Here is a 7,789-nt window from a genome sequence, read left to right as displayed (position 1 = left end):
ACCGTCGATCTCCCCCGCCCCCGCAGCCGATCTACCATCAACATCGATATCGTGTCGGTCCGCGCTTTGGGCGAGCGGTCCTCCGCGGTCCTCGACCAGCTTCTCCGCGGTTCCGGCGTGCCGGCTGCTCGCCGATCCTGAGCTCATCCGGTTGATCGAGGCCAGCAGTGACGCGATGGACTGGGAGTCGGTGCAACTCGCCCTCGAAAACAAGCCGCGGACGCGGGCCGAGTTGGCTGCCGTGTCCGCTTTGGCCCATCGGTCTCACCGCTGCGGAGTTCACCGCCGGCCCTGCACCATCGCCGCCATGCTCGCCCTACGATCAGATGATCGACTCTCGCCGTGTCCGCAACCCGCCCTGGGTGCAGAGGCGCACCCGCTGGGACCTTCTTCGGCACCCCGGCGCGATTGGCGTCCACGGCATGGATAACATTTTGTCGATCAAAGTAAAGTTGACACTGATGAAGATACGAAATCCAGCTGCAAGGTGGTTGTCCGAGTGGCGACACCGTGCCATGGTGATGCCTAGCCTCGATTTTTTATGCCGGGCCTATAGATCGCTTCGATCTCCCGGGCCACCATTTTTGATGTTCGTTTCGGGGTGCGGGCACGGCGGAGGCCCGGTCCGCCCGGGTGGGCGCCGGCTCCACGGGCCGGGGGTTCCTCTCGTCTGGTCGGGGCGGCGGGGCCGGGGGCTCACGTCGGGGCCGGGAGGGCGAGGACCCTGGCGAACGCGGCACGCAGCGCCTCGACCCAGGGCCAGGTTTGCGGGATGCGCAGCGTGCGCCGACGCTGGCCGCGCACGATCCGCCCGGCGGTGTGCAGCAGCGTGTAGCGGATCCGTTTCAGCTCGGCCTTGGCCGACTCGCCGTCGAGGGCGAGCAGGACGAACCAGGCCAGTAGGTCGCAGGCGAGGCCGACCGCGACACACCAAGCGCTGTTGATCACAAACTTCTTCAACGGCAGCCGGCGCAGGTCCGTCTCCTTCGCGCAGCGGATCCGGTCCTCGACCCTGGCCTGGGCCTGGTGGCAGGCCTCGAGAAACTGCACCTGCCCGCGGGGCAAGTTGGTGGCGGTGAGCTGGAACCGGTGGCCCTCGTGCTAGTTCGGACAGCGACAGCTGCGCACCCGGGTGCGGTCGCTCCCTGCGGGCCAGTACCGCATGTCCTCCGGCAGCCCTTCAACCGGTCGCCATGCGAGTCGGTGGGGTACAGGCCGGTGAGTTCGGCGACCGCCGCGCCCTTGCGCGGCGTGCCCTCGGCGTCCAAGGCGGGCTCCCCCGCCCGGGCGGGAACCGTGCCGATCGCGGTGCGGCCCCGCTCGTCGAGGTCGAAGCCGACCGCGTAGTGGATCTCCACCCCGTTGTCGGGGTCGGCGTGCAGCTTGGCGATGACGTCGACCAGGGCGTGGGTGGAGCCGGCGCCGTCCACGGTGACCAGCAGCTTCCTGCGGTACGGGGCGGGGATCTGGGCGATCGCGGCCGTGAGTACCTCTATATGGTCGGCGGCGGTGTTCGACCCGGCGTTGCCCGGGCGCAGCGTGACGGCCAGCAGTTCGCCGGTGGTGTCGCACCAGGCCGTGAGCGGGTGGTGGCCGACGGTCTTCGTGAAGGTCCGGTCCGCGAGCTCTGTGTCGGAGTGGGCGATGACGATGGAGGCGTCCAGCCGGATCACGATCATGTCGCCGAGGTCTTTGCCGGCGACCGTGCACGGCGGGATCCGCCCGTGCCGGGCTGTGATCTGCTCCCACACGTGGGCCCGCACCGCGGCCCGCGCCGCCGCGACCGCAGCCAGCCGCTCCTCCTCACCGGCCGCCTGCAGCGCCCGCCACGCCGTCGGGACCGAGGCCACCGCCCCGAACAGCTCCTCCTGATCGCCCGCCGTGGCGATGTCTGTGATCCGGGTGCCGCCGTCGGCGATGGCCACCGCGATGTCGGTGAACACCCGGCCCCGGTCGTGGGTCCGCTCGGCGTCCGCCCCTGGCAGGGCCGCCGAGAGCCGGCCGCTCAGCCCGACCCCGTCGGCCGCCTCGTAGGATCCACCCAGAAAGTGCCTCTCGACTCTGGCGCGATACGAGCTTCGACACCCGTATTCTCCTAGGTCAGGGGCACTTTCTTGTCACCGGGTTATCTTTTTATAAAAATCAAGGATCTTTCGGGTGAATAGCCGAGGCTAGAGGCGCAATGAGGGGAGCGACGGTGGCAACTGTTCGTCGACTGCGGTGGGTGTGGGTCGGACGTGGCGTCTTCGGCGTGATCGTCGCCGCGCTGGCGGTCTACCTCGTGGTAGTCGGACTTGACAAGGCCGCCAAGGTCGCCAGCAGCATCGGCGCCGTTTTGGCGCTGGCCGCTTTGGTGGCACCGTATCTGCTGCCCCCGCTCCAGCGGGAAGATGCGTCGATGTCTGATGCGGAACGGGTCGACGACACCGGCAGGGCCAACGCCACCGGTGGTGGGCGAGCCAACACCGGGCTGCAGGGGGCCGGGAACGACCGGCCGGCACAGGTCACGCGCTCGGGGGACGCGATCGCCGACGGGCCCGGCTCAGTGGCCAATACCGGTATCCAGCGCAGTCGGCGACCATGACCACCCGCCAGACCCCACCACACACGACGCCTGAGCCAACCACCGTCACCAGCTCCGGCAACGCGTCGGCCGCCAATGGCGGGTTCGCCAACACCGGTACCACGGGCGATGTCACGGTCGAGTACCATTCCCGTCCGCGGACCCGGCCCGAGGAGCTCGATTGGGCGGCCGACACGCTCGCCTCGATGGTTCTGAAGGAGAGCAACAAGCTTCTGGGCGACCTGGGCGACCGACGACCGGACGAGCTCGCGGTGACCTGGCGAGCCAGCGACGGGACAACCGGCGACCGACCCATCGACCTATATCGGAAGGCTGCGCACGGGCGCCTGATACTGATCGGCAAGTCCGGATCCGGCAAGTCGGTCTTCCTCTATCGGCTGGTCCGCGACCTGCTGCGGGACCAGGGCGAGAGCAGGACGGCCGTCCCGGTGGTCGTCAACCTCAGCGCGTGGACACCTAGAAGCGGCACACTGACCGATTGGATCATCGCCCGGTTGACGCTGGGCTACCCCTTCCTTGAGGAGCGGCTGGCTGACGCGCTGCTCGCTGAAGGCCGGATTCTTCCCGTCCTCGACAGCTTCGACGAGATCAACGCAGATCTGCGGCATCTCGCCTGGAGGGGTCTCAACAACGTGGGGACTGCGCTCGTCGTCGCGAGCCGTCCCGACGAGTACCAGGAGGCTGCCCAGTCCGCCGGGCCGCTGGCGGCTGCGGTGTTCGCCGAACTGGAGCCGCTCAGCCCGCGTGAAGCAGCGGCTTACCTCGGCCGGGACGAAGACGAGGGCGCCTGGCGTGAGGCGCTGCGGGACGACCCCGCCGGGCTCGGCCGGGCTCTGTCGTCGCCGCTGATGGCGAGCTTGGCCCGCGTCTACGGCCAGGATCTCGCCCGGGAACAGTTCGCCGGCTTAGAGGGCGCCGACGCGATCGAACAGCACCTGCTGGCCCGGTTCGTGCCCAGCCGCTACCACAACGAGCCGAACGGCGCCTTTAGTCGGCGCGGTCCGGCATGGATCGCGGCACTGGCCCGCGCAATGCCCAAGGGAGAGCTCGCCTGGTGGCAGCTTGGATCGTCCGTGCCACCGGCCGCACGGATCATCGCCCTGGGAATCCCCGCCGCGGCGCTCGGCCTGGTGACTGACTGGCTCGTGCAGGGCGCGGCGGCCGTGATAGCGCTGTTGCTCGTTGCCGTGTTCGGGATCTCGGTGACGCGCACGCCGAGGCCCGTCCACCTGCAGATCGGGTGGAGCGGACGCCGAAGGTACGCCGTGGCGCTGCTCGGCGCTGGGCTGGTCGGCGGGGTGTGCGTCGGTGCGTTGGGTCGGACACTCGTGCTGTCCGTAGGGGTGTGGACGCTGCCGCTCGCGGCGGCGGCGGGCACCCTGCCGGGCAGTTTCCTCACCTGGCTCATCCGGCGCTGGGAGCTCGGCAACCGCGCCAAGACGGTCTGGACTGAGCTGCGGCTCGGCGCTGGCGGGTCCCTCGTCGGCGGGGCCGTGATCGCACTGGTCTTCGGTTACTTCCACGTCCTGGACAGCGGGTATCTGGGCTGGATCCTCTACAGCTGCGTGTTCGGCCTTGCGTTCGCGATCCCCGCTGCGGTCGAGGGCGAATCCACGAGCGACATCGCAACCCCGCGGCAACTGCTCAACGCCAACCGGCTATGGGCGATCGTCCAGGCCTCGATCATCGGCGTCCCGTTCGCGCTGATCGCGGGCGCGGTTCTCGGGCCGGCGCGGGGCGTGTTCGTCGGTGCGGCCATCGGACTGGCGTGGGGCGTCGGGACGACGGCGTGGGGGCGATGGCTGGTACTCGTCCGGGCCTGGATGCCGTTGTGCGATCACCTACCCTGGCGCGTATGGAGCTTTCTGGAGGACGCCCACGACAAGCAGATCCTCCGCCAGACGGGGGCGTACTTCCAGTTCCGACACAGCAGCCTCCACGAACTGCTCGCCGCGCGAGGAGACGGCCGGCGATCGTCGCGGTGACCGTGGCCCTGCTCATCGCGGTCGATACGGCCGCCGGGGCCTTCTACCGGACCGGGCGGGAGGCGAGCCTCGTCTCCGTCCCGCCGCAGTCCGGCCGACTATCGACGCTCATCATTGTCTTTCCGGGCTACCTGATGCCGGCGGCCGAGGTGGGCCGGGCGTTCGCGCCGCACCTCGACCCGTCGACCGGACTGCTGCTCGTCCAGTACGCGGAGCGGGGCGTCGACCCCAAGGCGATCCGGACGACCCTGGTGCCCAGCATCCGCAGTCTCCGGCCCGAGCGGATCATCTTCTACGGCGCCTCCATGGGCGGGATGTGCGCGCATGACGTGCTGCAGGACACCGACGATCTCGGGATACCGGTGGAACTCGTCCTCGATACCGCCCCGGCCTCACCCGACGACGTCCGCCGGCCCGGCTGGTCGTTCGCGCCCGCTCGGGCCTACCGCGGGGGACCCATCGCCAGCGGGATCTGGCGTCTCCTAGCGAGCCTGCCCGGCACCCGCCCGGACCCCGAGCCGGACGCCGACCGCGACGCTATCGCCAGCGCCCGACACCGCACGGCCGCAGCCGGCATGCCGGCAGTAACCTCCGAGGCCGACTACATCAACGGCTTCGTCCTGCATGGCCCGGTCCGGCAGCCGTCCCGCGTCGTCTACCTGCACGCCGCCAACGCCGACCGAGATCCGCTCATCCGGGTCGACCGGGCTATGGCTCGCTGGCGGATCGTCTACCCCGGGCTCGTCGCCGAGGAAATCCCTGGGCGGCATGGTGACTGGCACATTCCCATCGTCGAACGCCCGGCGGAGACCGTCGCGGCCATCATGGCCCAGTAGTTGGTCAGGTCGGGCCTACGAGGGCGCCGTACGGGCCGATCGGCGTTGGTGGCCGGGCGCAGCCCGTTGTACCGGACGGTGAACCGGGGTTCGTCGTAGTGGTTCAGCCCGGTCGCGCGCGCCCAGCCGTGATGCCCAACAACGTTTCCCCGGCGGCGGACCGGCCCTCGGCCCCGGAGATGGCGCTGAGCCGCTGGTCGGTCGGATCCCACGCGTCGTCGTGCCCGAGACAAACAACCCGAGAGTTCCCGGCCGGCTGCGAGCAGATCTTCATTGACAAGGCGTCCGGCAAGCTCGCCCGCCGACCCGAGCTCGACAAAGCCCTGATGGTCGCCCGACGTGGTGGCCAGCTCGTCGCCACCAAGCTCGACCGGCTCGGTCGCAGCCTGGAACACCTCATCGGTCTGTCCGCCCAGCTGCAGGAGCACGGCGTCGACCTGATCGTGCTCGACCAGGGCATCGGCACCTCTACCGCCGTCGGCCGGATGTTCTTCCAGATCCTCAGCGCCATAATCGCCGAGTTCGAGCACGCGCTGATGTCCGAACGCACCCGTGACGGTCTGGAAGCCGCCCGCGCCCGCGGCCCTACGGGGGGCCAGAAGGCCAAGCTCACCCCGCGCCAGAGCGAGGATCGCGCAGGAGATATGCCAGGAGACCGGGCCGGACGGAGGCCGGGTACACACCGTCCCGGCCATCGCCGCCGAGTTCGGCGTCACCCGGCCCACCATCTACCGGCACCTCGCCAACCTGCCCACCCAGGTACCCGCCCCGACGTCATGGCCCGTGCCCGTCGGCACAGGACTCTGGGTCAGACCGACGAGTCGTGTAGAGGAATCCGGACCAGCCCGATGCCCGTACTCCTCTACACTCAGCTCCGTCTACCAGGCCGCGCCGTGCAGACGACTTCGGACATCAACAGTACCGAGCCGTCGAACCACCGTGGCACTACGGCGCGGACAGTGGGCGAGGCAGTCGCGGCGTACCTGGCAACTCTGGACCATCCTGAGACCGTCGGCACCCGCCGCGTCTACACCTCTACCCTGCGCCAGTTGCGAGACCACCTCGGCGCCGCGACCGCGGTCGCCGACGTCGAGACCCCCGATACAGCGGCCCGGCTCGCTGACTGGTTCACCGGCCGGTGGGGGCAGAGCGCACCGGCCACGTTCAACCGCAACCTCGACGTTGCGGGTGCCGACAATACCGTCCGCCCTGGTCACGGCCGGTTTGACCGCAACAATATGATCTTGCCGTCATCAACGTTCCCATGCTGGTCGTATCGCTGACGGCCACCGGGCGAGGATGCCTCATGCTGCTTCGACTGGCCTACCTCGGCGTGACCAACGCGCTGGCGATACTGCGACTGCTGTCGATGAGCGACCGGGCCAAGGACGCGGAGATCCTCGCCCTGCGCCACCAGGTGATGATCCTCGAACGGCAACTACGCGGCCAGAAGGTCCGGTTCACCCCCGCGGACCGGGCCTTCCTCGCCGCGCTGCCCCACCGGCTCCCCCGCACCGTGCTACGCCAGATCCGGCTGCTGGTACGCCCCGAGACCATCCTGCGCTGGCACCGCGACCTGATCGCCACACACCATGCTCGCATCCCCCGCCCCAAGCGTGCCGGCCGCCCGCCCACTGTACGGTCGGTCCGCGCGCTGGTGCTGCGCCTGGCCCGGGAGAACAGCTCGTGGGGGTACCGGCGCATCCACGGTGAGCTGCTCGTCCTGGGTATCAAGGTCGCCGCGTCAACGGTCTGGGAGATACTCAAGGACGCCGGCATCGACCCGGCGCCTGAGCGGACCGCGGACAGCTGGGCCGGATTCCTGCGCTCCCAGGCCGAGGCCATCCTCGCCGCCGATTTCTTCGAAGCGGTGACGCTGACCGGCACGCGGTTATACGTCCTCGCGGTGATCGAGCACGCCAGCCGGCGGGTACGGGTGCTGGGCGCGACCGCGCATCCGACCGCGACGTGGGTGACCCAGGCCGTGCGCAACCTCGCGATGGACCTCCAGGACGCGGGATGCCGGGCACGATTCCTGATCCGTGACCGGGACGTCAGGTACCCGGCGTCGTTCGACGCGATCCTCGCCGATATCGGTATCGAGGTCGTGCTCAGCGGTGTCCGGATGCCACGGATGAACGCGATCATGGAGCGGTGGATCCAGAGCTGCCGCCACGAGCTGCTGGACCGCATGTTGATCTGGAACCAGGCGCACCTGCTGCACGCGTTGCACCAGTACGAGCAGCATCACAACGCGCACCGTCCTCACCGGAGCATCTCGAACGCCAGACCCCTACAGCCGCTGCCGGAACCGATCACCGATCTGGCCACGGTCACGCGTCTCGACATTCGTAGACGTGACCGCCTCGGCGGCATCATCCATG

7 protein-coding genes are annotated in these 7,789 nt (G+C 69.3%); 5 read left to right on the top strand and 2 right to left on the bottom strand.

From position 1 onward, the window contains the following. Positions 1 to 696: 696 nt before the first annotated feature. Positions 697 to 1,050 carry a transposase gene (locus MJ797_RS22290; RefSeq protein ID WP_239340722.1) on the bottom strand — a complete coding sequence of 118 codons (354 nt, stop codon included), beginning with the start codon at positions 1,048 to 1,050 and terminating at the stop codon, positions 697 to 699. Continuing rightward, positions 957 to 2,045 (bottom strand): transposase, encoded by a 1,089-nt coding sequence (locus tag MJ797_RS22285; RefSeq protein WP_255739388.1) that lies wholly within the window; start codon positions 2,043 to 2,045, stop codon positions 957 to 959. The genes MJ797_RS22290 and MJ797_RS22285 overlap by 94 nt, the downstream gene beginning before the upstream one ends. Before the next feature lie 152 nt (positions 2,046 to 2,197). On the opposite strand from MJ797_RS22285, the gene MJ797_RS22280 reads away from it, so the two are divergent. From MJ797_RS22280 to MJ797_RS22260, 5 genes are all read left to right on the top strand, one after another. Beyond that, a complete protein-coding gene (locus tag MJ797_RS22280) occupies positions 2,198 to 2,584 on the top strand; it encodes a hypothetical protein (protein WP_239340720.1) in 387 nt (128 codons plus the stop codon). Then, complete coding sequence (locus MJ797_RS22275; protein WP_239340718.1) at positions 2,581 to 4,569, top strand: NACHT domain-containing NTPase; 1,989 nt, start codon at positions 2,581 to 2,583, stop codon at positions 4,567 to 4,569. The genes MJ797_RS22280 and MJ797_RS22275 overlap by 4 nt, the downstream gene beginning before the upstream one ends. Next, on the top strand, positions 4,566 to 5,405 hold the full coding sequence (locus MJ797_RS22270; RefSeq protein ID WP_239340685.1) for a hypothetical protein: 840 nt from the start codon (positions 4,566 to 4,568) through the stop codon (positions 5,403 to 5,405). Before MJ797_RS22275 ends, MJ797_RS22270 begins: the two co-directional genes overlap by 4 nt. Before the next feature lie 131 nt (positions 5,406 to 5,536). Then, complete coding sequence (locus MJ797_RS22265) at positions 5,537 to 6,688, top strand: recombinase family protein (protein ID WP_239340683.1); 1,152 nt, start codon at positions 5,537 to 5,539, stop codon at positions 6,686 to 6,688. Between the two features lie 23 nt (positions 6,689 to 6,711). Then, on the top strand, positions 6,712 to 7,789 hold a 1,078-nt coding region (locus tag MJ797_RS22260; RefSeq protein ID WP_239340681.1), incomplete at its 3' end, for an integrase core domain-containing protein.

The sequence above is a fragment of the Protofrankia sp. CiP3 genome (assembly GCF_917627345.1).
Classification (GTDB): domain Bacteria; phylum Actinomycetota; class Actinomycetes; order Frankiales; family Frankiaceae; genus Protofrankia.
Note: the sequence above shows the minus strand (reverse complement) of the source record. Positions and strands in the feature narration are given on the sequence as shown.